At 55.8% G+C, this 25,121-nt stretch carries 25 protein-coding genes; 16 read left to right on the top strand and 9 right to left on the bottom strand.

Annotated elements, in window-relative coordinates; translation table 11 throughout:
* Positions 1 to 7 precede the first annotated feature (7 nt).
* From ETA_RS12815 to nagB, 4 genes are all read right to left on the bottom strand, one after another.
* On the bottom strand, positions 8 to 760 hold the full coding sequence (locus tag ETA_RS12815) for an HAD-IIA family hydrolase (RefSeq protein ID WP_012442049.1): 753 nt from the start codon (positions 758 to 760) through the stop codon (positions 8 to 10).
* A 22-nt stretch (positions 761 to 782) separates the two neighbouring features.
* On the bottom strand, positions 783 to 2,003 hold the full coding sequence (gene nagC / locus ETA_RS12810) for a DNA-binding transcriptional regulator NagC (protein WP_012442048.1): 1,221 nt from the start codon (positions 2,001 to 2,003) through the stop codon (positions 783 to 785).
* Positions 2,004 to 2,010: 7 nt separating this feature from the next.
* Positions 2,011 to 3,159 (bottom strand): N-acetylglucosamine-6-phosphate deacetylase, encoded by a 1,149-nt coding sequence (gene nagA, locus ETA_RS12805; RefSeq protein WP_012442047.1) that lies wholly within the window; start codon positions 3,157 to 3,159, stop codon positions 2,011 to 2,013.
* 96 nt (positions 3,160 to 3,255) lie between these two features.
* Positions 3,256 to 4,056, bottom strand: a complete 801-nt coding sequence (nagB, locus tag ETA_RS12800; RefSeq protein ID WP_012442046.1) for a glucosamine-6-phosphate deaminase — start codon at positions 4,054 to 4,056, stop codon at positions 3,256 to 3,258.
* 333 nt (positions 4,057 to 4,389) lie between these two features.
* Here nagB and nagE point away from each other — a divergent pair, with 333 nt between their 5' ends.
* The 4 genes from nagE (at position 4,390) to mtr (ending at position 10,020) form a co-directional block, all read left to right on the top strand.
* Positions 4,390 to 6,330, top strand: a complete 1,941-nt coding sequence (gene nagE, locus ETA_RS12795; protein WP_012442045.1) for a PTS N-acetyl glucosamine transporter subunit IIABC — start codon at positions 4,390 to 4,392, stop codon at positions 6,328 to 6,330.
* 159 nt (positions 6,331 to 6,489) lie between these two features.
* The gene (glnS, locus tag ETA_RS12790) at positions 6,490 to 8,157 is read left to right on the top strand and encodes a glutamine--tRNA ligase (protein ID WP_012442044.1); all 1,668 of its coding nucleotides are present in this window, start codon (positions 6,490 to 6,492) and stop codon (positions 8,155 to 8,157) included.
* 112 nt (positions 8,158 to 8,269) lie between these two features.
* Positions 8,270 to 8,659, top strand: a complete 390-nt coding sequence (locus ETA_RS12785; RefSeq protein WP_012442043.1) for a hypothetical protein — start codon at positions 8,270 to 8,272, stop codon at positions 8,657 to 8,659.
* A gap of 116 nt (positions 8,660 to 8,775) precedes the next feature.
* Entirely contained in the window at positions 8,776 to 10,020 is a 1,245-nt protein-coding gene (gene mtr, locus ETA_RS12780; protein ID WP_012442042.1) for a tryptophan permease, read from the top strand.
* 53 nt (positions 10,021 to 10,073) lie between these two features.
* Here mtr and fur read toward each other — a convergent pair whose 3' ends face one another.
* From fur to ybfF, 4 genes are all read right to left on the bottom strand, one after another.
* Complete coding sequence (gene fur, locus ETA_RS12775; RefSeq protein ID WP_012442041.1) at positions 10,074 to 10,517, bottom strand: ferric iron uptake transcriptional regulator; 444 nt, start codon at positions 10,515 to 10,517, stop codon at positions 10,074 to 10,076.
* Between the two features lie 391 nt (positions 10,518 to 10,908).
* Complete coding sequence (gene fldA, locus ETA_RS12770; RefSeq protein ID WP_042959021.1) at positions 10,909 to 11,439, bottom strand: flavodoxin FldA; 531 nt, start codon at positions 11,437 to 11,439, stop codon at positions 10,909 to 10,911.
* 141 nt (positions 11,440 to 11,580) lie between these two features.
* Positions 11,581 to 11,862 (bottom strand): LexA regulated protein, encoded by a 282-nt coding sequence (ybfE, locus tag ETA_RS12765; RefSeq protein ID WP_012442039.1) that lies wholly within the window; start codon positions 11,860 to 11,862, stop codon positions 11,581 to 11,583.
* 149 nt (positions 11,863 to 12,011) lie between these two features.
* Complete coding sequence (ybfF, locus tag ETA_RS12760) at positions 12,012 to 12,776, bottom strand: esterase (RefSeq protein WP_012442038.1); 765 nt, start codon at positions 12,774 to 12,776, stop codon at positions 12,012 to 12,014.
* Positions 12,777 to 13,043: 267 nt separating this feature from the next.
* Here ybfF and seqA point away from each other — a divergent pair, with 267 nt between their 5' ends.
* A complete protein-coding gene (seqA, locus tag ETA_RS20000; RefSeq protein WP_012442037.1) occupies positions 13,044 to 13,574 on the top strand; it encodes a replication initiation negative regulator SeqA in 531 nt (176 codons plus the stop codon).
* Between the two features lie 24 nt (positions 13,575 to 13,598).
* Positions 13,599 to 15,239, top strand: coding sequence for a phosphoglucomutase (alpha-D-glucose-1,6-bisphosphate-dependent) (gene pgm / locus ETA_RS12750; RefSeq protein ID WP_012442036.1), 1,641 nt, complete (start codon positions 13,599 to 13,601; stop codon positions 15,237 to 15,239).
* Positions 15,240 to 15,290: 51 nt separating this feature from the next.
* Here pgm and kdpE read toward each other — a convergent pair whose 3' ends face one another.
* Positions 15,291 to 15,971 carry a two-component system response regulator KdpE gene (gene kdpE / locus ETA_RS12745; protein ID WP_012442035.1) on the bottom strand — a complete coding sequence of 227 codons (681 nt, stop codon included), beginning with the start codon at positions 15,969 to 15,971 and terminating at the stop codon, positions 15,291 to 15,293.
* Between the two features lie 249 nt (positions 15,972 to 16,220).
* Here kdpE and ETA_RS12740 point away from each other — a divergent pair, with 249 nt between their 5' ends.
* From ETA_RS12740 to nei, 10 genes are all read left to right on the top strand, one after another.
* Positions 16,221 to 17,177, top strand: coding sequence for a YbgA family protein (locus ETA_RS12740; protein WP_012442034.1), 957 nt, complete (start codon positions 16,221 to 16,223; stop codon positions 17,175 to 17,177).
* A 15-nt stretch (positions 17,178 to 17,192) separates the two neighbouring features.
* Positions 17,193 to 18,626, top strand: coding sequence for a deoxyribodipyrimidine photo-lyase (gene phrB / locus ETA_RS12735; protein ID WP_012442033.1), 1,434 nt, complete (start codon positions 17,193 to 17,195; stop codon positions 18,624 to 18,626).
* Positions 18,627 to 18,628: 2 nt separating this feature from the next.
* Positions 18,629 to 19,372 (top strand): type 2 GTP cyclohydrolase I, encoded by a 744-nt coding sequence (locus ETA_RS12730; RefSeq protein WP_012442032.1) that lies wholly within the window; start codon positions 18,629 to 18,631, stop codon positions 19,370 to 19,372.
* Between the two features lie 123 nt (positions 19,373 to 19,495).
* Positions 19,496 to 20,152 (top strand): 5-oxoprolinase subunit PxpB, encoded by a 657-nt coding sequence (gene pxpB, locus ETA_RS12725; protein ID WP_012442031.1) that lies wholly within the window; start codon positions 19,496 to 19,498, stop codon positions 20,150 to 20,152.
* Entirely contained in the window at positions 20,146 to 21,084 is a 939-nt protein-coding gene (gene pxpC, locus ETA_RS12720) for a 5-oxoprolinase subunit PxpC (RefSeq protein ID WP_012442030.1), read from the top strand. The genes pxpB and pxpC overlap by 7 nt, the downstream gene beginning before the upstream one ends.
* Positions 21,068 to 21,805, top strand: a complete 738-nt coding sequence (gene pxpA, locus ETA_RS12715; RefSeq protein ID WP_012442029.1) for a 5-oxoprolinase subunit PxpA — start codon at positions 21,068 to 21,070, stop codon at positions 21,803 to 21,805. Before pxpC ends, pxpA begins: the two co-directional genes overlap by 17 nt.
* A gap of 59 nt (positions 21,806 to 21,864) precedes the next feature.
* Positions 21,865 to 22,593, top strand: a complete 729-nt coding sequence (locus ETA_RS12710; RefSeq protein WP_012442028.1) for a DUF969 domain-containing protein — start codon at positions 21,865 to 21,867, stop codon at positions 22,591 to 22,593.
* A gap of 1 nt (position 22,594) precedes the next feature.
* Positions 22,595 to 23,584 carry a DUF979 domain-containing protein gene (locus ETA_RS12705; RefSeq protein WP_012442027.1) on the top strand — a complete coding sequence of 330 codons (990 nt, stop codon included), beginning with the start codon at positions 22,595 to 22,597 and terminating at the stop codon, positions 23,582 to 23,584.
* Between the two features lie 7 nt (positions 23,585 to 23,591).
* The gene (pcp, locus tag ETA_RS12700) at positions 23,592 to 24,233 is read left to right on the top strand and encodes a pyroglutamyl-peptidase I (protein ID WP_012442026.1); all 642 of its coding nucleotides are present in this window, start codon (positions 23,592 to 23,594) and stop codon (positions 24,231 to 24,233) included.
* Positions 24,234 to 24,250: 17 nt separating this feature from the next.
* Positions 24,251 to 25,045 (top strand): endonuclease VIII, encoded by a 795-nt coding sequence (nei, locus tag ETA_RS12695; protein ID WP_012442025.1) that lies wholly within the window; start codon positions 24,251 to 24,253, stop codon positions 25,043 to 25,045.
* Positions 25,046 to 25,121: the final 76 nt, after the last annotated feature.

Below are 25,121 nucleotides of genomic sequence, written 5' to 3'. Positions count from 1 at the left end.
CAGTAAGCTAGAAAATGTCGATGTCAGCAACGGAAGGGTAAACCCAGGTTGGGCGGTAAGGCATGTCGTCAATATCACTGAGCGTGGAAACGCCAGACAGCACCAGAACCGTTTCCAGCCCGGCCTGAAATCCGGCAAGAATATCGGTGCGCAGATTATCGCCCACGATCACCGTTTCTTCGGAATGTGCCTGCATCTTGTTCAGTGCCGCACGCATTATCCACGGGCTGGGCTTGCCAACATAGAACGGCTGGCGGCCGGAAATTTTTTCGATGCCGGCACACAGCGCGCCGCAGGCGGGGGAATAACCGTGGCCGTGACTGTCGGGATTGGTGGCAATAAAACGCGCCCCGTTGGCGACAAATCTGGCTGCTTTGTGCATCATATCCCAGTTGAAGGAGCGCGTTTCTCCGACGATAACGAAATCTGGGTTGATATCGGTGATCGTGAAGCCCGCTTTGTACAGTTCGTGGATCAACGCCCCCTCACCGATAACAAAGGCTTTCTTACCTTCCTGACGTTTCAGAAAGTCGGCCGTAGCCATTGCTGAGGTATAAAACACGCTGTCAGGAAGATCAATGTCAGCGGAGGCGAAGCGGTTGGCAAGATCCATTGCGGTTTGAGAAGGGTAGTTCGTCAGCACCACCAGCGGCATATTATTGCCGAGGATGCGTTGTAAAAACTCGCGGGCGCCGGGTACAGCGGTATTGTCGTGCATCAGCACGCCGTCTATATCGCAGATTACGTTCTTTATCTTCATGCGTTCAGAGTCCATCTATCAATTAACCTTCCAACAGGCGTTGCAGTAAAATACCGTTCAGCATCGCGCGTTTTGCCAGAGCAAAAGCGCCAATTGCCGAGCGATGATCAACCTGAGAGCGCACTACCGGAAGGTTTATGCGGAAGGCTTTAAGAGCCTGCGTATTAATGCAGCCTTGAATTGCCGGCAGCAGCACTTTATCCGCCGCGGTAATTTCGCCAGCAATAACGATTTTTTGTGGGTTGAACAGGTTAATAGCGATCGCAATGGCTTTGCCGAGGTGGCGACCAACGTGCTCGATCACCTCACTGGCCAGCGCATCCCCGCCGTTTGCCGCCTGGCAAATCTGCTGCATCTGACAGCGGTCAAGCGTGAGGCTACTTGGGTAACCCTGGGTGAGAAGATGGCGCACGCGGTTTTCAATAGCGTGGTTCGCCGCGATAGTTTCCAGACAGCCAAAGTTACCGCAGTGACAGCGTTCACCTAAAGGGTCAACCTGAATATGCCCAATTTCACCGACATTGCCATTGCTGCCGAGGAAGATAGCGCCATTGGCGATGATGCCGGCACCGGTGCCACGATGTACACGCACCAGAATGGAGTCCGAGCAGTCGCGCGATGCACCAAAGTAGTGCTCGGCCAGCGCCAGACTACGGATATCGTGGCCGACAAAACTGGTTAAGCCGAAGCGCTCCTCTAAACGCGCCACCAGCGGCCAGTCGTTGACGCTGATATGAGGCATGCAGCGGATCATACCGTTAAAGGGATCGACCAAACCTGGTAATGTCACCGAGATAGCAATCAGCTCGCGCAGCTTACGTTGGTATCGTTCGCAGAAGTCGGCAATCGCCTCAAACAGCGCATCTTCCAGCGTTTCCTGGGTGCGCTGCGGCAGGGGGTACAGCTCCTCTGCCAAAGATTTACCGCTGAGGTCGAAAAGCATTATCGTGGCATCACTTCGCCCAAGACGAACGCCTATCGTATTAAAGGCGCGAGTTTCAGTGATGATTGATATGGCCCGGCGTCCTCCTGTTGAAGCCTGCTGGTCGACTTCACGGATCAGCCCACGCTCGATAAGCTGGCGGGTGATTTTGGTGACGCTGGCGGGCGCAAGCTGGCTCAGATCAGAGATTTGAATCCGTGATATGGGGCCCTGCCGGTCGATGAGCCGATAGACGGCCGCACTATTAAGCTGTTTAACAAGATCAATATTTCCAATTTGAGCCTGGCCGCCGGTGGTCATTAAATATCTACTCGCTTAAGACCTCGTTACCATTAACGATGGTCCGGGTGATTTTGTAGTCGCGGGTAAACACGGTCAGATTGGCCACTTTTCCGGCTTCAATCGTTCCCAGCGTTTTATCCACGCCAATGGCACGCGCCGGGTATAGTGTTGCCATGCGCAGCGCCTCATCAAGGGGAATGCCGACATGTTCGACGCTGTTAGCCACAGCTTCTATCATTGTCAGTGCAGAACCACTGAGGGTGCCATTTTCATCAACACATAACCCGTCACGGTAGTATATTGTTTTACCAGCAAAAATGAACCGATCAATGCAGGCTCCTGCGGGAGCGGTAGCATCCGTGACCAGTATCAGTCTGTCGCCTTTAATGCGTTTAGCATTACGAATATTGGCGTAATGAACGTGTAAACCGTCAGCGATAATGCCACACCATACGTCAGGCGAATCAAATAGCGCACCAATCAAACCGGGCGCGCGGCCGCTGATAGTGGGCATGGCATTATAAAGATGCGTGGAGAAAGTCACGCCGGCGTCAATGCCGTTCATGGCCTCTTCATAGGTGCCGTTTGAGTGACCTGCCGAAATGACAATGCCCGCATCGCGTAAGCGGCGGATGATAGCAGCCTCAACTTTTTCCGGCGCCAGGGTGATTTTGCTAATCACATCGGCGTTAGCACACAGGAAATCAACCAGCTCATCGCTGGGGAGGCGGATCAAATCCGGGTTATGGGTGCCTTTTTTCAACGGGTTGAGCCAGGGCCCCTCAAGATGCAGGCCAAGCGCCTGGTTAACGTTCTGCGCCAGCCAGCATCGCATCACCTCTACCGCACGCACCATTAACGCGTCACTGCTGGTGATCAGGGTTGGCAGAAAGCTGGTGCAGCCAGATTTTTCGTTGGCCTTCTGCATGATGTCCAGCGTTTCAACGCTGATCGCCGCCATATCATCATTGAACTGTACGCCGCCACAGCCGTTAAGCTGCAGGTCGATAAAGCCAGGCGCAATAATCGCATCACCCACTTCACGTATTTCAATCCCGTCAGGGAGATCCTCCAGCGGGCAAATACGTTCAATCAGGCCATTAGCAATCACTACCGCATGCCGCTCAAGAATGTGATGGCCGGTAAAAAGTCGACCCTGGGTTAACGCATACATGATTATTCTCCTGACTCTACTCATATTCCTTTCCTGCCGGGGAGCGTAGTGTCACGGCAGGAGTGGGTCTGTTAAAGGGATGCTGTCCGACACCCGCTACAAATGTTTGATATTTTCCGCTTCCATTTCACGGAAATACTTCACGGTTTTCATCTTCAGTTCCATCGTTGCGGGTTCGTCACAGACCACGATGCCTTTGGCATGCAGCTGGAGACAGCTGATGGTCCACATATGATTGACGTTGCCCTCAACCGCCGCCTGCAGCGCCTGCGCTTTCAGATGGCCGGTAACCAGAATCATGACTTCTTCGGCATCCAGCAAGGTTCCCACACCCACGGTGAGGGCGTACTTAGGTACCTGATTGACATCACCGCCAAAGAAGCGCGAATTGGCAATGCGCGTATCGTGAGTCAGCGTTTTTATACGTGTGCGGGAGGCCAGCGATGACGCCGGTTCGTTAAACGCAATATGGCCATCGTTACCGACTCCCCCCATAAACAGGTGAATTTTTCCATAGGCGCGGATCTTCTCCTCATACTGGTGACATTCTGCGTCAATATCAGCCGCATTGCCATTGAGAAGATTGATGTTTTCACTTGAAATATCAACATGATCGAAAAAGTTTCGATGCATAAAGCTATGATAACTTTCCGGGTGTTCCGTGGGCAGCCCAACATACTCATCCATGTTGAACGTCACAACATGCTTAAAGCTGACCTGGCCCGCTTTGTGCATGTCGATAAGGTGCTTGTAGGCCTCCAGCGGCGTACCGCCGGTAGGGAGACCAAGTACAAACGGGCGGTCGGCGGTGGGCTTGAACGCATTGATGCGGTTGACAATATGGCGCGCGGCCCATTTGCCTACCTGGTCTGGTGTTAACAGAGGGATCAGTCTCATTTTGCACCTCATTGTGAGAATAGGATAGTCATAGTAAAAAACGATGCTCAAACTGTTGTTGAACGAGCGTTACGCTTTGCGCTTTGAAAAGCGATGAGCGTGGGTTTTGATTTTTCGAATCATAAAATAAGCGGGTCTTATTTGCCAGTTTATTCCGGCTTTAATTGGCTTTTAAGGTGACCATAATCACATATGCAGCGATTTAATTTGCGATACAAATTTATTGTTTTTAGACTCAGCTTTGTTTTTTGTATAGCAAAAATGGTTATTTAAACACACAGCAATCAATGCGTTTTTTTGTCGCCTGAATCAAGCAGGCAACCGGGGGGAAAAGTGAATATTCTGGGATTCTTTCAACGATTGGGGCGGTCACTACAGCTGCCGATAGCGGTGCTGCCAGTGGCCGCGCTGATGTTACGTTTTGGTCAACCTGACTTACTCAATATGTCATTTATCGCCCAGGGCGGCGGGGCGATTTTCGATAATCTTCCGCTTATCTTTGCCATCGGCGTGGCCTCAACCTGGTCTAAAGATAACGCCGGAGCCGCCGCGCTGGCGGGGGCCGTGGGCTACTTCATTATGACGAAAGCGATGGTGACGATCAGCCCGACCGTTAATATGGGCGTTTTAGCGGGAATTATCACCGGCCTGATTGCCGGTATGACTTACAACCGCTGGGCTGACATTAAACTCCCTGATTTTCTTAGCTTCTTCGGCGGCAAACGCTTTGTGCCGATCGCTACCGGCTTCTTCTGTCTGGTGCTGGCTGCGGTATTTGGCTACGTCTGGCCTCCGGTTCAGGCGGCTATCCATGCCGGCGGTGAGTGGATTGTGTCAGAGGGCGCGTTGGGTGCCGGTATTTTCGGCCTGGTGAACCGTCTTCTGATCCCAACCGGTTTGCACCAGGTGCTGAATACTATCGCCTGGTTCCAGATTGGTGAGTTTACCAATGCCGCCGGTGCGGTATTCCACGGCGATATCAACCGCTTCTATGCCGGTGACGGCACGGCGGGAATGTTTATGTCCGGCTTCTTCCCTATCATGATGTTTGGCCTGCCGGGCGCAGCGCTGGCGATGTACCTTGCGGCGCCTAAGGCCCGCCGCCCGATGGTCGGCGGCATGCTGCTTTCCGTAGCGGTGACGGCGTTTTTGACGGGGGTAACCGAACCGCTGGAATTCCTGTTTATGTTCCTGGCTCCGGTGCTATACCTGCTCCATGCCCTGTTAACCGGCGTCAGTCTGTTTGTGGCAACCGCGCTGGGCATTCATGCCGGGTTCTCCTTCTCGGCGGGCGCCATTGATTACGCGTTAATGTATAAACTGCCTGCAGCGAGCCATAATGTCTGGCTGCTGCTGGTCATGGGCCTGATTGCTTTCGCCGTCTACTTTGTCCTGTTCAGTACGGTTATTCGCATCTTTAACCTGAAAACGCCGGGGCGCGACGATGCTTCTGAACAGCAGGTGAATCAAAAAGGGGCCAACAGTAATACCGAAGAAGGACTGAGCCAGCTTTCACGCCAGTATATTGGTGCGATCGGCGGTTCAGATAACCTCAACGTCATCGATGCCTGTATTACCCGTCTGCGCCTGTCTGTAAAAGATGCGGCACGCGTGGATGATGCCGCCTGCAAAAAGTTGGGGGCTTCGGGCGTGGTGAAGCTGAACAAGCAGACGATTCAGGTCATCGTTGGCGCGAAGGCTGAATCGATAGCCGAAGAGATGAAAAAGCAGATCGCCCAGGGGGCGGTGGCGGCGACCGGTGGTGACGTGTCCGCACGGAGCACGCCACAGGCGGTGCCGAATAGCACCAAAGGTATTGTTGGGGTGCTGGTGGCTCCGGTCAGCGGAACGGTTGTGGCTATCGATCGGGTGCCGGATGAAGCTTTTGCCAGCAGGGCCGTCGGCGATGGGTTGGCAATTCAGCCAACCAGCAGCACCGTTGTTGCGCCGGCATCCGGCACCCTGGTGAAGATCTTTAATACCAACCATGCTTTCTGCCTGGAAACGGAGAACGGCGTTGAGGTGGTGGTGCACATGGGCCTGGATACCGTGGCGCTGAAGGGGCAAGGTTTTACTCGTCTGGCGGAAGAGGGCGCAGAGGTTGTGGCCGGGCAGCCGATATTGGAAATGGACCTGGCGTTTCTTAACGAGCATGCGCGCTCGATGATCAGTCCGATCGTGGTCAGCAACATTGATGATTTTACCGGATTAACGCTGCTTGCCGGTGAAACAACGATCGCCGGAGAAACCCGTTTATATGAAATTAATGGATAAGCCGCGCGGGCAAGGTTAATGTTGCAGGGCGGGGATCACAATCCCCGCCCTTTTTTTATGGGATCCCCGCAACAAACGGTTGTTTCACCTCCCCGCTTTGTGGATCATACCCAGCTATTTATTGCTAATTTACGCCATGTATCATTGAGGAAAATTGAGATGAGTGAGGCTGAAGCCCGCCCAACTAACTTTATTCGTCAGATTATCGACGAAGACCTGGAGAACGGTAAGCACAGCATGGTGCACACTCGCTTCCCGCCGGAGCCAAACGGCTACCTGCATATCGGCCATGCGAAGTCGATCTGCCTGAATTTCGGTATTGCGCAGGACTACAAGGGACAGTGTAATCTGCGTTTTGACGATACCAATCCGGTGAAAGAAGATCTGGAGTTTGTTGAGTCTATCAAGCGTGATGTGCAGTGGCTCGGTTTCCAGTGGAGCGGTGAAGTACGATACTCATCTGACTATTTCGAGCAGTTGCACAACTATGCGGTAGAACTGATCGGTAAAGGCCTGGCCTACGTTGACGAACTGTCGCCGGAGCAGATCCGCGAATATCGAGGCAGCCTGACGTCAGCGGGTAAAAATAGCCCTTACCGCGACCGTAGCGTGGCGGAGAATCTTGAACTGTTCGCGAAAATGCGTAACGGTGAGTTTGCCGAAGGCACCGCCTGCCTGCGTGCCAAAATCGATATGGCTTCCAACTTTATCGTGCTGCGCGATCCGGTTATCTACCGTATCAAGTTTGCAGATCACCACCAGACCGGCAACAGGTGGTGCATCTACCCAATGTATGACTTTACCCACTGCATATCCGATGCGCTTGAGGGGATCACGCACTCGCTGTGTACTCTGGAATTCCAGGATAACCGCCGCCTGTATGACTGGGTGCTGGATAACATCACCATCCCGGTGCATCCGCGCCAGTATGAGTTTTCACGCCTGAACCTTGAATACGCCATCATGTCCAAGCGCAAGCTGAACCTGCTGGTGACGGAAAAGGTGGTTGAAGGGTGGGACGATCCGCGCATGCTGACCGTGTCCGGCCTGCGCCGTCGTGGCTACAGCGCGGGGTCTATTCGTGAGTTCTGCCGCCGCATCGGCGTGACAAAACAGGACAACATCGTGGAAATGGCGGCGCTTGAAAGCTGCATCCGTGACGATCTGAACGAAAACGCACCGCGCGCGATGGCGGTACTGGATGCGGTCAAAGTGGTGATTGAAAATCTGCCTGCTCATCATGAGCAAACGATCTGCATGCCGAATCACCCAAACAGGCCGGAGATGGGCACGCGTCAGGTGCCGTTTAGCCGCGAGATTTACATCGATCGTGCCGACTTCCGCGAAGAGGCGAACAAGCATTATAAGCGTCTGGTTCTGGGTAAAGAGGTGCGGTTACGTAACGCTTACGTGATCAAAGCCGAGCGCATAGCGAAGGACGAAGAGGGGAATATCACCTGCCTGTTCTGCTCCTGCGATATTGATACCCTGAGCAAAGATCCGGCCGACGGGCGCAAAGTGAAGGGCGTCATCCACTGGGTGTCAGCAGAGCACGCGTTGCTGGCAGAATTTCGTCTGTACGATCGTCTGTTCAGCGTGCCCAACCCGGCGGCGGCGGAGGATTTCCTCACGACCATCAACCCGGAATCGTTGGTTATCCGCCAGGGCTTTGTTGAACCGGGCATGCAGCAGGCTTTGGCGTCTGCGCCTTATCAGTTTGAGCGTGAAGGTTACTTCTGCGCTGACAGCGTTTATTCCACCTCGAATAAGCTGGTGTTTAACCGCACCGTGGGGCTGCGCGATACCTGGGCTAAAAACGGCGAGTAGGCCGGATTTTATAAATGAAAAGGGCGATGATTCGCCCTTTTTTTTCAGCCGTTTCTGATGATTTCTTTATCGTTATTGTCTTTTTTTCAACACATTGGACTGAGGGTATGACATGTCGGAATTAATTGACCAGGCCAGTAACAGCGTCATCGTGCTGCATCAGATTATCGCGGACGTATTCAATGGTGACGGCAGCAAAATTCCGCAGCTGCTTGGTCATTTTTCGCCAGAGTTCACTATGGTGACGCCGACCGGAAAAATGCTTTCGCTGGATGAGGTTGGCGCGCTTTTTGCGCAACTGACCGGGGGACGAAAGGGCGTTGCTATCACCATTGAGCGCTGCCAGCTTATCGCCCGGTTCGGCCAGCGGGCGGTCATTCAGTATCACGAGCGACAGCAGCAGGGGAACCGCTGCACCGATCGTATTGCACTCGCGGTGATTGATTGCGCCTGCAATCCGCCGCGCTGGCACTATTTACAAGAAACGATGGTTGTAAGTTAATTACTGTACTAGTTCAATAGTGTTATTGCAGGTAAACTATGCGGCGTTAATGCCGTTTAGCCAGTGGAATATCCCGGCGAAGGCGTTTTTATTCTGTTTTTCGCTAAGGATTTGCTATGGACGCGCCTGCTTCTGCTGCTCTACCCTCCACGCTGTGGGGAACCCTGATCATCGGCGGCACCATTATTGGTGCCGGCATGTTTTCTCTACCGGTGGTGATGTCCGGAGCCTGGTTTGCCTGGTCATCCGTGATGTTAATCGTCACCTGGTTCTGCATGTTGCTATCCGGGCTGCTCTATCTTGAAGCCAGCCTGCACTATCCTGCCGGAGCCAGTTTTAATACCGTCACCCGCGATCTGTTGGGACGCGGCTGGAATGCCTTCAACGGGCTTTCGGTGGTATTTGTCCTTAGCATCCTGACCTATGCTTATATCTCTGCCAGCGGTGCGATAATTCAGCACAGCCTGAATCAGCTCAATGTGGGAATATCGGCACGCGTAGCGGGGCTGTTATTCACGCTGCTTGTTGCGCTATTTATCTGGCTGGGAACCGCGGTAGTGAGCCGCATGGCGCTTATTTTTCTTGGCGCGAAGGTGATCACTTTTCTGACCATCTTCGGCGGTTTGCTATGGCATATCCAACCCGCCAATCTGTTGGACAGCGGCGCGGGTGAGAGTCACTATCTGCGCTACCTGTGGATAGTGGTGCCATTTTGCCTTGCCTCTTTTGGCTATCACGGCAATATTGCCGGGCTGATTGGCTACTATGGCAAGGATGCTGGCCGTATTAGCCGCTGCCTGATCTACGGAACGCTGCTGGCACTGGTGATTTACTTTGTCTGGATCATTGGCACGATGGGCAATATTCCGCGTGCTGAATTTAAGGCGATCGCCGCGCAGGGTGGCAATATTGATGTGCTGGTCTCAGCGCTGTCAGGCGTGTTACAGAGCCGCAATCTGAACCTGCTGCTGGATATTTTTTCTAATTTTGCCGTAGCCTGCTCATTTCTTGGCGTCAGCCTCGGCTTCTTTGATTATCTTGCCGATCTGTTCCGAATGGATAATTCAGCGAGCGGGCGGCTGAAAACCACGGTTCTGACGTTTATTCTGCCGCTGACGGCTGCGATGATCTGGCCGAACGGCTTTCTGCTGGCCATCGGCTATGCCGGGCTGGCGGCAACCGTGTGGGCGGTGATCACGCCGGCACTGCTTGCCCTGCGGGCGCGTCAGCGTTTTGTTAGCGCATCATGGCGGGTAAGGGGAGGCGTGTTACCTGTAGTGCTGGTACTGGCGTTCGGGGCCTTAAATGCGGTGGTCTCAATACTGTCCTACGGTGGATGGCTACCGGCTTATACCCAGTAACAGGAAAAAAAACGGTGGCACAGAGGCCACCGTTTTAACATTTGAAAGCATGATTACTTGTCGTGTAGGGTCTCGTCTTCACGACAGTCGCCCAAAGCACAGTGCCCATACAGATAAAGGCTGTGGTTACTCAATTTGATGCCGTGACGCGTGGCGATATCGCGCTGACGCGACTCAATGGATTCGTCGCTAAACTCAATGACCTTGCCGCAGTCCAGGCAAATCAGATGATCGTGGTGCTGTTGCTGCGTCAATTCGAAAACGGATTTCCCGCCTTCAAAATTGTGGCGGGTCACGATCCCCGCGTCGTCGAACTGGTTCAGCACGCGGTAAACCGTGGCCAGACCAATTTCTTCGCCCATGTCGATCAGGCGTTTATACAAGTCTTCCGCACTGACGTGATGGCCTTCGGGTTCCTGAAGCACTTCCAGAATTTTCAGTCGGGGAAGCGTGACTTTCAGGCCGGCCTTCTTTAATGCGGTGTTGTTGTCAGTCATGCGGATTTTGTCCTGTTACTTTGCTCGTCACTTAGTGGCCGTAAGGCCCTGAACATCGGTCGACGCTAAAGCGGAATGAAAGTCAGTATAGAACTGATACGTCGAAATGAAAACCAAAATGGGGGCCAGAACCGCTGACAAAGGTGAGAATAAAATTCTTTACCGTCAGGGGAGTTAGCGCCCGGATAGTGCAAAGTTAACATTTCGAACTGCCACTGCCGATCTTCCTTTAGCCGACGGGGGTCGTCAAAAACGAGACGGGCGCTTAGAGAGCCGATAACCGATAGGGGTATTATACCGTTTCGCAGGTGAAAGGTACAAATTTGAATCTATTGCTTCTATAGCAAAAACCGTTGACCCGGCGGGGAGCGTCCCACGCCGGGTCAACGGTTCAGGCTTCGATGATTTCTTGCAGCTGAAGTTCATCAAAAATTTGCTTAACCCACCGATCGACGCGTTGGTTGGTGAGCTCAGGCTGCCTGTCTTCATCGATAGCAAGACCGAGGAAGTGGTTATCGTCCGCCATACCTTTAGAGGCATCGAAAGTGTAACCTTCGGTTGGCCAGTGACCGACGATGACCGCCCCTTTTGGCTCGATGATATCGCGAATGGTGCCCATGGCGTCACAGAAGTACTCTGAATAGTCTTCCTGATCGCCGCAGCCAAACAGGGCAACCAGCTTGCCGTTAAAATCGACTTCGGCCAGGGTGGGGAAAAAGTCATCCCAGTCGCACTGGGCTTCGCCGTAATACCAGGTCGGGATGCCCAGCAGCAAAATATCAAAGGCTTCAAGATCTTCTTTGCTGCTCTTGGCAATATCATGAACTTCTGCAACGTCCTTACCCAGCTGCTTCTGGATCATCTTTGCAATATTTTCTGTATTACCTGTGTCGCTGCCAAAGAAAATGCCGACAAGTGCCATGAGTTTAATAACCTCTTGAATCTTAATGATATGGTGACTGCTGAATGACAATCAGATAAGCATAATGATAGCAGACTGACGTGAGCGGATAAATCTGTAAATACCGCAACATTTGTTGCTGAGTGCTAAGTACGCCAGCGTTCAGCTCTGATGGTGTTGCAACTGCTGAAGCAGCATCTCTTCAATCAGTTCGCTGCGGCTCATGTTGCGCTCTTCGGCCAGCTGGTTCAGCACTTCGACCGCATCGCTGTTCATTTTGAGTTCGACACGCTTTAGCCCGCGTACCTTATCGCGTTTAAGCTGATTGCGTTTATTGATACGCAGCTGTTGATCACGCGTTAGCGGATTTGTTTTAGGTCGTCCCGGCCGACGTTCATCTGCAAACAGATCGAGCGTTGTGCGGTCCGTGTTCTCTTTTGCCATAGGGATCGTAATACTGAAAGGCTGTATTTCTGGTGAATAAGTCCGTCATGCCGCCTGAAAAATCAGCAGCGGCTAAATTTTAGCGCGCCATCATACCCCAGCGAAAGTGGTGACGACAATCATTTCACCGCAGCGGGAAATAATTGTTTTTACAGCGCAAAAAAACGACGGATTGCGCGCAAAACGGCATCAGGCTTTTCCGCATGAACCCAATGTCCTGCACCCGCAATCACATGTGCGCGTGCCTGGGGGAACTGCGCCAGCAGCTCGTCACGGTATTCATCGGCCAGATAAGGTGAGAGCTCGCCACGAATAAACAACACCGGATGGGGCCATGCAGGCTGGGGCTGCCAGCCGATAATGCGGTCGTAGCATTCCCACAGCACCGGAACATTGAAACGCCATTCTCCTTCATGAAATGATTTGAGGAGAAACTGGATAACGCCTTCTTCTGCGAGGGTTTCACGCATCAGCATCGCGGCATCACCGCGCCGGGTTATACCGGCGGCCGTCACGGCCCGCAGGGCGGTAAATATCGGGTCATGGCGGCGAGTGCGGTAAGCAACGGGCGCAATATCAATCACCACCATCCCCCCCACGCGTTCGGGAGCCAGCGCTGCCAGCGTCATGGCGATTTTCCCGCCCATGGAATGACCGATGACCTCAAAGCGCCCGACCTGCAGGCCGTCAAGCGTATCGAGAATATCCTTGGCCATCAGCGGATAGTCCATCTCGCTTGCGCGCCCGGAAACGCCATGATTTCGCACATCAACTTGGATAAGACGGCGATCGTCCTTTAACCCCCGTGCCAGCACGCCGAGATTATCCAGGCTGCCAAACAGGCCGTGGATCAGCACCAGCGGGATATCGTTGGTCACAGATTGTTCAGATTGCACGCGGAAATTCAAATTCATAGCGAAGTTCTTACAGTTGAGAGGGGGGGTTAGGGTATCATGAATTCCACAGTTTCTTCTGCTGGCAGAGGGGGTGTTCATGGAGTTTGTTAAGGCATAATCTGACTTTTGCCGTGAAACGGGCCTGGCGCTACACTCTGGCAGTATTTAACTTTATAGTCCTGATGTTGGAACAGGTTGGGCTGGAGCTATCAATATACGACAATGATGCTCATGTTCGGCTCTGGCCACCGGGGTTCTGATAAGCAACAACCGTATTGGATAAAGATGAAAACGATAGAAGTCGACGAAGAGCTATACCGTTATATTGCCAGCCACACTCTGCATATTGGTGAAAGCGCATCGGATATCTTGCGCCGGATGCTGAAGTTCACCGCGGGCCAAAGCGCGCCCCTGACGGCCGGGGCCTCTGCCACCGAACCGTCCGCTAAGGCAGAGGTACGACCACAGAATCCTGTGCGCGCAGTGCGTGAGCTGTTGCTGTCTGATGAGTATGCAGAGCAGAAAAGAGCCGTGAATCGCTTCATGCTGATTTTATCGACATTGTACAGTCTGGATGCCAAAGCGTTTGGTGCCGCGACAGAGTCACTGCATGGACGTACCCGCGTTTACTTTGCGGGTAATCAGCAAACGTTGCTGGAGAGTGGTACCCATACCAAGCCGCAGCATGTTCCCGGCACGCCATACTGGGTGATCACCAATACCAATACCGACCGTAAACGCAGCATGGTGGAACACATCATGCTGTCAATGCAGTTCCCGACGGAACTGGCAGAGAAAGTTTGCGGTACCCTCTAACTTTAGCGTCAGGGAGAAGCGCCAATGGCCAATCACCCCCGTGCCGGGCAAGCCGCCCGGCAGAGCGATTTGATTAATGTTGCACAATTAACCTCGCAGTATTATGTCCTGCAGCCTGAACGGGGTAATGCAGAGCATGCGGTGAAATTTGGCACCTCCGGCCATCGCGGTAGCGCGGGCCGTCATAGCTTTAATGAGATGCACATTCTGGCGATTGCGCAGGCTATTGCTGAAGAACGTAAAAAGAATGGTGTGACCGGGCCTTGCTACGTGGGTAAGGACACGCATGCACTGTCAGAACCGGCCATTATCTCGGTGCTGGAAGTCCTTGCGGCAAACGGCGTGGATGTGATCGTCCAGCAGGATAACGGCTATACGCCAACGCCAGCCATCTCGAATGCTATCCTTGAGCACAATAAACACGGCGGGCCACTGGCCGACGGCATTGTTATCACGCCGTCCCACAACCCGCCGGAAGATGGTGGGATCAAATATAATCCGCCAAACGGCGGCCCTGCCGACACCAACGTGACGAAAGTGGTGGAAGACCGCGCTAACGCGCTGATCGAAGACGGGCTGAAAGAAGTTAAGCGCGTCACGCTCGATCGGGCGTGGGCCAGTGGCCATTTGCAGGAAAAAGATCTGATCCAGCCCTATATCGAAGGCCTGGCGCAAATCGTTGATATCGCGGCTATCCAGAAAGCCGGGCTGAAGATTGGCGTCGATCCGTTAGGCGGTGCCGGTATAGCTTACTGGCAGCGTATTGCTGATTTTTATCAGCTTGATCTGACCATTGTTAATGATTCCGTCGACCAGACGTTCCGCTTTATGCATCTGGACCACGATGGCGTGATCCGCATGGACTGCTCTTCGGAGTCCGCCATGGCGGGGCTGCTGGCGTTGCGCGATAAGTTTGACCTGGCGTTTGCCAACGATCCGGATTATGACCGCCACGGTATCGTCACGCCGGCTGGCCTGATGAACCCTAACCATTTTCTGGCGGTAGCGATTCAATATCTGTTCCAGCACCGCCCGCAGTGGGGCAAAGACGTTGCCGTCGGTAAAACGCTGGTCTCGAGCGCGATGATCGACCGCGTGGTGGACGATTTGGGGCGGAAGCTGGTAGAAGTACCGGTCGGTTTCAAATGGTTTGTTGATGGTCTGTTCGACGGCAGCTTCGGCTTTGGTGGCGAAGAGAGCGCGGGCGCTTCATTCCTGCGCTTCGACGGCACGCCGTGGTCAACGGATAAAGACGGCATTATCATGTGTCTGCTGGCGGCGGAAATTACCGCGGTCACCGGCAAGAACCCGCAGCAGCACTATGATGAGCTGGCCGCGCGCTTTGGGGCGCCCAGCTATAACCGTCTGCAGGCTCCGGCGACTTCAGCACAGAAAGCCGCCTTGTCAAAACTGTCACCGGATAGGGTCAGTGCCGACACGCTGGCAGGGGATGCTATCACCGCCCGCCTGACGGCGGCTCCGGGCAACGGCGCGGCGATCGGTGGTCTGAAGGTGATGACCAAAAACGGCTGGTTTGCCGCGCGTCCGTCCGGTACGGAAGATGCCTACAAAATTTACTGCGAAAGTTTCCTCGGCGCCGAGCATCGCGAGAAAATTGAGAAAGAAGCGGTAGAGATTGTCAGCGCGGTGCTGAATAACGCCTGACTCTGACAGGTTGTAAAAAAGGGGCGTTCACCCAGGGTGAATGCCCTTTTTTTATGGCATAAAGCGATAGCCAACCCCGATTTCGGTCAGAAGATGCTGGGGACGTGCCGGATCCTGTTCCAACTTTTGCCGCAGGTGGCCCATATAAATACGCAGATAATGGTGATGTTCAACCGCATTGGGTCCCCATACCAGCATCAGTAGCTGGCGTTGAGTCATGACTTTACCGGGATGGTTCAGCAGGCTGACCAACAGGCGAAACTCCGTGGGCGTCAGGTGCAGGGCCTCACCGTTGCGCGTGACGCGGTGGGCCGCGATATCAACGCTAACGCTGCCGAAACCGATCTGAGCCTGCCCGCTCTCCCCGTTCTGCGGGTGATGGCGTAACGCAACCCGGACTCTTGCCAGCAGCTCACCCACGCCAAAAGGCTTCGTCAGGAAGTCATCGGCACCGGCATCCAGCGCGGCGATCTTATCCTGCTCATCGCTACGCGCCGAGAGGACAATCACGGGTATCGTACTCCACTGGCGAATTTCGCGGATAAACTGGCTGCCGTCGCCGTCTGGCAATCCTAAGTCGAGGATCACCAGCTGCGGCTTGCGCGTTGCGGCTTCAATCAGGCCACGCTTCAGGGTTTCCGCATCGACAATGCGAAAGCCTTCGCCCTCCAGCGCGACGCGCAAAAAATGGCGGATCTCTTTTTCATCTTCAACAATCAGAATGGTGGTCACACAACCTCGACAATCAATTTTCATCGCTGCGTAGCGCATACCCGGCCTAATCTAGCAAAAAAAAGAGGAGTGCGTCTGTGATATTCATCCGCCCGAGTGGTGCCGGGGGGAACGGCGTTATCTGGCCATACCTTGACCCCAAACCGGACCAAAGCGGAGGGATCGGCTTCAGGGGGGGATATTTTTGCCAGGGAAGTAGGATTTTAAGCTACACTTAAATGTGTACAGGTTTTTTGAGGTTGTATAACTATGGATAAAAAAATTCCGGTTGGTATCAGCGCCTGTCTGCTGGGCGAGCGCGTGCGCTTTGACGGTGGACATAAACGCAGTGAATTTGCCGCACAGCAGCTGGCCCCTTTTCTTCGTTACGAGCCCGTATGCCCGGAGATGGCGATCGGACTGCCCACTCCGCGCCCCGCGCTGCGCTTGACCGAAGCGGCGCAGGGCGAGATATCGCTCTGTTTCAGCAACGGCAACGATCTGCCCGTCACGGAAAAGATGCAGGCGTTCTCAGAACAAAAAGTGAGCCAATTACATCATCTCTGCGGCTATATTGTCTGCGCTAAATCCCCCAGCTGTGGCATGGAAAGGGTGCGTATCTATCAGCCTGACAACAATAATAATCGCAAGGCCGGAACCGGAGTATTTACCCGCGAACTGATGGAGAAAATGCCGTGGCTACCGGTGGAAGAGGATGGCCGCCTCCACGACCCGCTGCTGCGTGAGAATTTTGTCGCACGTGTTTATGCCCTGCACGAGTTCAATCAGCTGTGGCGCGCCGGGCTGACGCGCGCCAAACTCATGGCGTTCCATACCCAATACAAACTGCTGCTGCTGGCCCACTCTCAGCCTGCTTATCGCCAGATCGGGCCTTTCGTTGCCAAAATGGACCAGTGGGCGTCGCTTGAGGCGTTTGCCCACGAGTACCGGCAGCGGCTGATGGATCTGATGCAGCAGCCGGCAACGCGCACTAACCACACGAACGTGCTGATGCATGTTCAGGGCTACTTTCGCCGTGAGCTGACTTCCGCACAGCGTCAGGAACTGGCAGGCGTGATAGACGACTATCGTCAGGGGCTGCTGCCGCTGCTGGCGCCGATAACCCTGCTGAAACACTATATGACGGAATTCCCACACCCGTGGCTGGCCGGGCAGCGCTATTTCGCGCCTTACCCGGAAGCGCTGCGCCTGCGCTACGGACATTAATTTCAGGGAGCTTTTATGACAACTCATCTGGTCTGGCTGCGCAACGATTTGCGCATCAATGATAACCATGCCCTGTATGCCGCCTGCCGTTCTCAGCAGGCTAAGGTCATCGCGCTATTTATTGCCACGCCGGAGCAGTGGCGCGCGCACCATATGGCACCGAAGCAGGCGGAGTTTATCTGGCAAAGTTTGCAGGATGTTCAGCAGTCGCTGGCGGCAAAGGGGATTGCTCTGCACGTTGCGCAATGCGATGACTTTGACGCCAGCGTGCCGCTGTTACAGGCCTTCTGTCGCGAACACCGCGTTGACCGCCTGTTTTATAACTATCAGTACGAAGTCAACGAACGGCAGCGTGATGCGGCGATGGAGCAGGCGCTTTTTGAAGACGACGTGGTGGCCCAGGGCTTTGATGACAGCCTGCTGCTGCCGCCCGGCAGCGTATTGACCGGTAATCGTGAAATGTACAAGGTCTTCACGCCGTTCAGTAAAGCCTTCGTCAAACGCCTGCAGCAGGGGCTGCCTGAATGCCTGCCGGCACCCGACGTACGGCAGGGCGGAGCGATTGAAGCGGGAGCCGATCCTCTGGAGCCGTTTAACTATCCGCGTGAAGACATTGATCCCAGCCTGTTCCCAAGCGGCGAAAAGGCGGCGATTGCCCGGCTGCGTGAGTTCTGTCAGCAGGCGGTCACCGACTATCCGGACAAGCGCGATCTGCCGGCCAGCGATGGCACCAGCCGCCTGTCGGTTTACCTTGCCACCGGCGTGCTGTCACCGCGCCAGTGTCTGCATCGCCTGCTGAAACAGCATTCGGGCGCGCTGGAAGACGCCAGGGTTTTTGTCTGGCTTAACGAGCTTATCTGGCGTGAATTTTACCGTCATTTACTGGTGGCCTTTCCCGCACTGTGCCGCCATCAGCCGTTTACCCGCTGGACCCGAAACGTGAAATGGCGCGAAGCGCCACAGCATCTTACCGCCTGGCAGCAGGGTAAAACCGGCTATCCCATCGTTGATGCGGCGATGCGCCAGCTTAACAGCCTGGGCTGGATGCATAATCGTTTGCGCATGATCACCGCCAGTTTCCTGGTGAAAGACCTGCTTGTCGACTGGCGTGAAGGCGAGCGCTATTTTATGTCGCAACTGCTGGACGGTGACCTTGCTGCAAATAACGGCGGCTGGCAGTGGGCGGCCTCGACCGGAACCGACGCCGCGCCTTATTTCCGCATTTTCAACCCCACTACCCAGGGGGAGCGTTTCGATAAAGACGGCGAGTTTATCCGCCGGTGGCTACCCGAGTTGCGTGACGTTCCGGCGGAATATATTCATCAGCCGCACCAGTGGGCACGGAAAAATCAGCAAACGCTCGATTATCCGCAGCCGTTAGTGGATCATAAGCAGGCACGCCAGCAAACGCTGGATGCTTTTGAGGCGGCGAGAAAAAAACGGGACTGATAATGCAAAATACTGAACTCGAACAGCGGGTTAACCAGCTTCTTAACAGCGCGAACTTTAGCGACTACGCGCCGAACGGGCTACAGGTTGAAGGGCGCAGCGACATTAAAAAAGTGATCACCGGCGTCACCGCCTGTCAGGCGCTGCTGGACGAGGCCGTACGCCGCCAGGCGGATGCGGTGCTGGTTCATCATGGCTACTTCTGGAAAAATGAAGCGGTGGCGATTAAGGGCATGAAACGACAGCGCCTCAAGACCCTGTTGGCGAACGATATTAATCTGTTTGGCTGGCACCTGCCGCTGGATGCGCATCCGCAGTTAGGGAATAACGCCACGCTGGCAGCGCTGTTTGGCATTGAGGTGAAGGGGGAGGTGTTACCGCTGGTTCCCTGGGGGGAATTCACGCAGCCGCTGAGTGCAGCAGAGCTGACGCAGCGTATCAGCCAGACGCTGGGGCGCGAACCGTTGCACTGTGGCGATAATGCCCCGGCGGTGATCAAACGCGTGGCCTGGTGCAGCGGCGGCGGTCAGGGCTTTATTGACGCGGCGGCCGCTTTCGGCGTTGATGCTTTTATCACCGGTGAAGTCTCGGAGCAGACGATACACAGCGCCCGTGAGCAGGGGCTTCACTTCTTTGCGGCCGGGCATCACGCCACCGAGCGTGGTGGCATCAAAGCGCTGGGTGATTGGCTGGCCGCGCAGCACGGACTGGATGTGACTTTTGTTGATATCGATAACCCTGCCTGATCCCGGCTAAAACTCCCTTCTTTCACCACCCGCCTGGCCGCAACGACAAGGCGGGTGGTTGACAGCACCGGTACAATTTCGCATAACTACCTGATTAAATGATATCTGTTCAGGAGGCCTCTTTTGCAACAAGCACGTTGTTACCTGCTGGGTGAACGCGCGGTGGTACTGGAGTTAGACCCTCCAATATCGCTTGCCAGCCAGCAACGGATCTGGGGATTGGCGCAATGTCTGCGAGATTGCCGTGAAGCCCTCGAAATTATCCCCGGCATGAACAATATTACCGTCCTGCTGCGCGACCCACAGCAAGATGCGCAGTCGGCCGTCGAGTGGCTACAGCAGCACTGGGCAGAAAGTGAAGCGCTGGAGCTGGCGTCGCGCACGATCGATATTCCGGTGATCTACGGCGGCCATTACGGCCCGGATCTGGACGAGGTGGCGCGTCACTCCGACATGAGCGCATCTCAGGTTGTGGCCTGCCACGCCGCGATGGATTACGTGGTTTACTTTATTGGTTTCCAGCCGGGTTTCCCCTATCTCGGAGGCTTAGATCAGCGGCTGCACACGCCGCGCCGCGCCGAGCCGCGCGTACGGGTGCCTGCCGGCTCCGTCGGGATTGGCGGCAGTCAGACCGGGGTGTATCCGGTGGACGCGCCCGGCGGATGGCAGCTCATCGGGCAGACGAAGACCCCGCTGTTCACGCCAGCACAGGAGCCTCCGGTGCTGTTGCGCCCCGGCGATCGCGTGCGTTTTGTGCCGCAGAAGGAGGGCATATGCTGAACATTATCCGCGCCGGGATCGGCAGCAGTATCCAGGACGCGGGCCGCACGGGCTGGCGCCAGTTTGGCGTTAGCCTGTGTGGCGTACTTGACCATCCGGCAGCGCAAACCGCCAATATGCTGGTGGGTAACGCCCCTGACAGCGCGGTGCTGGAAATCACGCTGGGCGGTTTTTGCGCCGAGTTTGAGCGCGATGGCTGGATAGCGCTGACGGGCACCGGCTGCCAGGCCGAGCTGGACGGTAAAGCAGTCTGGACCGGATGGCGCTGCGCGGTGAGAAAAGGGCAGCGGCTCACGCTGGGTTTGCCCCAGCGCGGAATGCGCAGCTATCTGGCGATCGACGGCGGCTACAGCATCAGGGAGGTGATGGGATCTGCCAGCACCGATTTAAAAGCCGGGTTTGGTGGGCTCGCCGGGCGCAGGCTTCAGGACGGCGATCGCGTACCGCTCGGCAGGCCCGAACGTGAGTTTCATCAGCCTGTCGGCGTGCGCCAGCTGCCCTGGGGCAACCGGGTGCGCGCCATACCCGGTCCTGAATATCACGAATTCAACGCAGAGAGCCGGGAAACGTTCTGGCGCACGCCCTGGCGGCTTAATCCACAAAGTAATCGTATGGGATATCGCCTGCAGGGACGCCAACTGCGCCGCGACGCCACGCGCGATATGCTGTCGCATGGTCTGATACCCGGCGTGGTACAGGTGCCGCCGGGCGGGCAGCCGATAGTCCTGATGGCGGATGCTCAAACGACCGGAGGGTATCCGCGTATTGCCTGTGTCATCGAGGCCGATCTCTGGCATCTGGCGCAGCTGCGTCTGGGCGATCCGCTTCACTTTGTTCACTGCACGCTGGAGGAGGCGCTACAGGCAAAACGTGAGCAGCAGCGCTCTCTGGCACAAATAAAGCTGGGGTTAGCTCATGAAAGTCGATCTTAATGCCGATCTCGGCGAAGGATGCGTGCACGACCGCGCGCTGTTGCGGCTGGTTTCGTCTGCCAATATCGCCTGTGGTTTTCACGCCGGTGACGCCCAGACCATGCTGCAATCGGTACGGTGGGCGCTGGAGTCCAACGTGGCGATTGGCGCGCATCCCGGCTTTGCCGATCGCGAGAACTTTGGCCGCAGCCCCCGTCATCTGCCGTCAGAAACCCTTTATGCCCAGGTGGTTTACCAGGTTGGTGCATTGAAAGCGCTGGCTGAGGGAGAGGGAGGGAAACTGGTGCACGTCAAACCGCACGGCGCGTTGTATAACCAGGCGGCAAAAGATCCGGCCCTGGCCGATGCCATCGCCCTCGCTGTCAGAGCCGTTGACCCTGCACTGATACTGGTCGGGCTGGCCAACAGTGAGTCAATTCGCGCCGGAGAACGCCATGGGTTAACCACGCGCCAGGAGGTGTTTGCCGACCGTGCTTATCAGAGCGACGGCTCGCTGGTGGCACGCGGTCAACCCGGCGCGTTGGTCGAAAGCGACGAGCAGGCCATCAGACAGACGCTAACGATGGTACAAAAAGGCCAGGTGCAGAGTCTGAGCGGCGAGTGGGTGAAGGTTCAGGCTGACAGCATCTGCCTGCACGGTGACGGCCCTCACGCGCTCGATTTTGCCCACCGGCTGCGTCAGGCGTTCAGCCTGCAAGGTATCGACGTCAGCAGCAGCTAAACCCGCCTGTTTACCTGCCCCGACAGGCGTTGGGGCTTTTTTTCGATAAAGGAGTTACAATGGACGCTGCCGTAAACCTCTGGCCGCTGGTGGGTATTGCCACCGTCGTGGTCGGTTTCTTGTTACGTTTTAATCCGGTGATTGTGGTGGTGGTGGCCGGGATCATCACCGGGCTGGCGGCACGCATGCCGGTTGGGGATATTCTGGAAAAGCTCGGTTCCGGCTTTCTCAACACGCGCAATTTACCGTTTATCCTGCTGCTGCCGCTGGCGATCGTCGGCCTGCTGGAGCGTCACGGTCTGAAAGAGCGCGCGCAGGCGTGGATTGCGCGCATCCGCAGCGCCACCGCCGGACGGTTATTGATTATTTACCTGCTGGCACGCGAACTGACCGCGGCGATGGGGTTAACCAGTCTGGGCGGACATCCCCAGATGGTGCGGCCGCTGCTGGCACCGATGGCCGAAGGCGCGGCCGGCAATCGCTACGGCGAGCTGCCCGATGCGGTACGCTACCGCCTGAGGGCAATGGCCGCCGCAACGGATAATGTCGGCCTGTTTTTTGGTGAAGATATCTTTGTGGCGTTCGGTGCCATCATCTTTATGCATAATTTTATGCAGGAGTCGGCAGGGATACAGACCGAGCCGCTGCACATTGCCCTGTGGGGTATTCCCACCGCCGTCTGTGCTTTTCTGATCCACGCGGTGCGCCTGCATCGTATGGATAAACGCCTGGCCAGCGAGCTGCATGGCCTGAACGCCCGCGCGCTGAAGCAGAAGGAGGAGCCGTAATATGTTTCAACAGGCTTATCTTTTCTGGCTGGCGGGCACCGTCCTGCTGGCGGTGGCGCTGCTGTCATGGCGTGATAAACGCAACCCGCGTCGCCTGACCACCGGGCTATTTTGGGCGCTATACGGTCTGGCCTTCTTTATTGGTGACTGGGTTACGAATTTTATGACCGCGCGGACGCTGCATATCAGCGTTGGCGTTGGTGTGGTGGTGATGGCGCTGGTTGCCGGCTGCGGGGGCGTCAGGCTCGGCAGCTATTCCCAGCGATCGGTGCCGCAGCGGGAACGGAGCGCGGTTCGTCTCGGCAACCTGCTGTTCTTACCGGCGCTGATGATCCCTGTCGTCACCGTGATTGGCGTGCTGGCGTTTAACCACATTCCCGGCCTGCAACAGACCGTTTTCGGTGCGGGTAACCATGCAACGCTGGTCACCCTGTTCTCCATGACGCTGGGCTGTCTGCTGGCCTGGCTGGTCGCGCTGAAAATGACCGGGGAAAGCCCTACGCAGTCGCTTCAGGAATCTCGCCGCCTGCTGGACTCGATCGGCTGGGCGTTTATCCTGCCGCAAATTCTGGCCACGCTGGGGCTGCTGTTCACCAGTGCGGGCGTGGGGAGCGCCATTGCTCACTTAACGGAAAGCTATCTGGCGGTGGATAACCGTTTTATCGCCGTGGTGCTGTATGCCGTGGGCATGGCGCTGTTAACCATGATTATGGGCAATGCCTTTGCCGCTTTCCCGATTGTGACCGCCGGCATCGGCATTCCCATTCTGGTGCTACAGCATCATGGCAATCCGGCGGTGATGGCGGCGGTCGGTATGTTCTGCGGTTATTGCGGCTCGCTGATGACGCCGATGGCGGCGAATTTTAACATCGTTCCGGCCAGGCTGCTGGAGCTGCCGGACAGAAACGCGGTGATCAAGGCTCAGATCCCCACCGGTCTGCTGCTGCTAACCGCCAATATCTTCCTTCTCTATTTCATGATGTTTTTGTGAGGAAACGATGAAAAAGGTATTGATTACCGCCTTTGAGCCGTTCGACGGTGAACGGATTAACCCCTCGTGGGAAGCCGTCAGCCGGCTGCATAATCGTCTGATTGGCGGTGCCGAGATCGTCGCTAAACGGCTGCCCTGCGCATTTGGCACCTCCCTTGAGGTGCTGTATGCCACTATTGACGCGGTGAAGCCCGATCTGGTGATTGCGGTGGGGCAGGCCGGTGGACGCGCCGATATGAGTATTGAGCGTGTGGCGATAAACGTTGACGATGCGCGTATCCCCGATAATGCGGGCGCACAGCCGATCGATGAGCCGGTGTTGAGCGGCGGCCCGGCGGCCCTGTTTTCCACTTTGCCAATCAAAGCGCTGGTGGCGGGGATCCGTGAGGCCGGTATTCCCGCTTCGGTTTCGCAAACTGCGGGCACCTTTGTCTGTAATCACGTGATGTACGGGCTGCTGCACTATTTGCGGCGGCGAAAAGCGCGCGGCGGTTTTATTCATATCCCTTATCTCCCTGAACAGGCTATCAATCACCCCGGCGCGCCCAGCATGGCGCTGGCAACGGTTATTCTGGCGCTGGAGATGGCCGTGAGCATTAGCCTGGCGGTCGAAGAGGATATGCGTCTGGCGGGCGGAGCCACTCATTAAGATCAAAGGAGCATCGGATGCCTGAAGGTCCTGAGATCCGCCGGGCGGCGGATCGGCTCGAAGCGGCGATAAAAGGGAAAGTGCTGACCGACGTCTGGTTTGCTTTCCCGGCATTGCAGACCTATCAGCAGATGCTGGTCGGTGAGCGGGTTATTGCTATAGAAACCCGCGGCAAAGCGCTGTTAACCCATTTTTCTAACGGCCTGACGCTATACAGCCATAATCAGCTTTACGGGGTCTGGCGGATTATCAACAGCGGTAGCGAGCCTGCCAAGAGCAAGCGCGTGCTGAGGGTGCGGCTGGCGGCGGCGGATAAAACGCTGCTGCTGTACAGCGCTTCGGATATTCAGCTACTAGATGCACAGGGGCTGGCTACCCATCCGTTTCTGCTGCGGGTCGGCCCTGACGTGCTGGATATGGCCCTGACACAACAGCAGGTGCGTGAGCGGCTCCTGTCGACGCGTTTTCGCCGCCGCCAGTTCGGCGCGCTGCTGCTGGACCAGGCGTTTCTCGCCGGGCTGGGCAACTATCTGCGCGTGGAGATCCTCTGGCAGGCGCAGCTTGCCGCGCAGCATAAAGCCGAAACGCTAAGCGATAAGCAGCTGGACGCGCTGGCAGAGGCACTACTGGCGGTGCCGCGCCTCTCTTACCGCACCCGTGGTCAGGCGGATGAGAACCGCCACCACGGCGCGCTGTTCAGCTTTAACGTTTTTCACCGGGCGGGGAAGGCATGCCGGCGTTGCGGTGAGAGCATTGTAAAAACCATGCTCTCTTCCAGACCTTTTTACTGGTGTCCGGGCTGTCAGAAATAAAAAGGCCGGGCTGATGAATCAGCCCGGCCACGGTTAGCCGCTGCGCCCGGATTGGTGATCCGGCCTTATCCTCAAC

The sequence above is a fragment of the Erwinia tasmaniensis Et1/99 genome (assembly GCF_000026185.1).
GTDB classification, from domain to species: Bacteria; Pseudomonadota; Gammaproteobacteria; order Enterobacterales; family Enterobacteriaceae; genus Erwinia; species Erwinia tasmaniensis.
The sequence above is the reverse complement of the archived record's forward strand: the minus strand, read 5'-3'. Positions and strand labels throughout refer to the sequence as shown.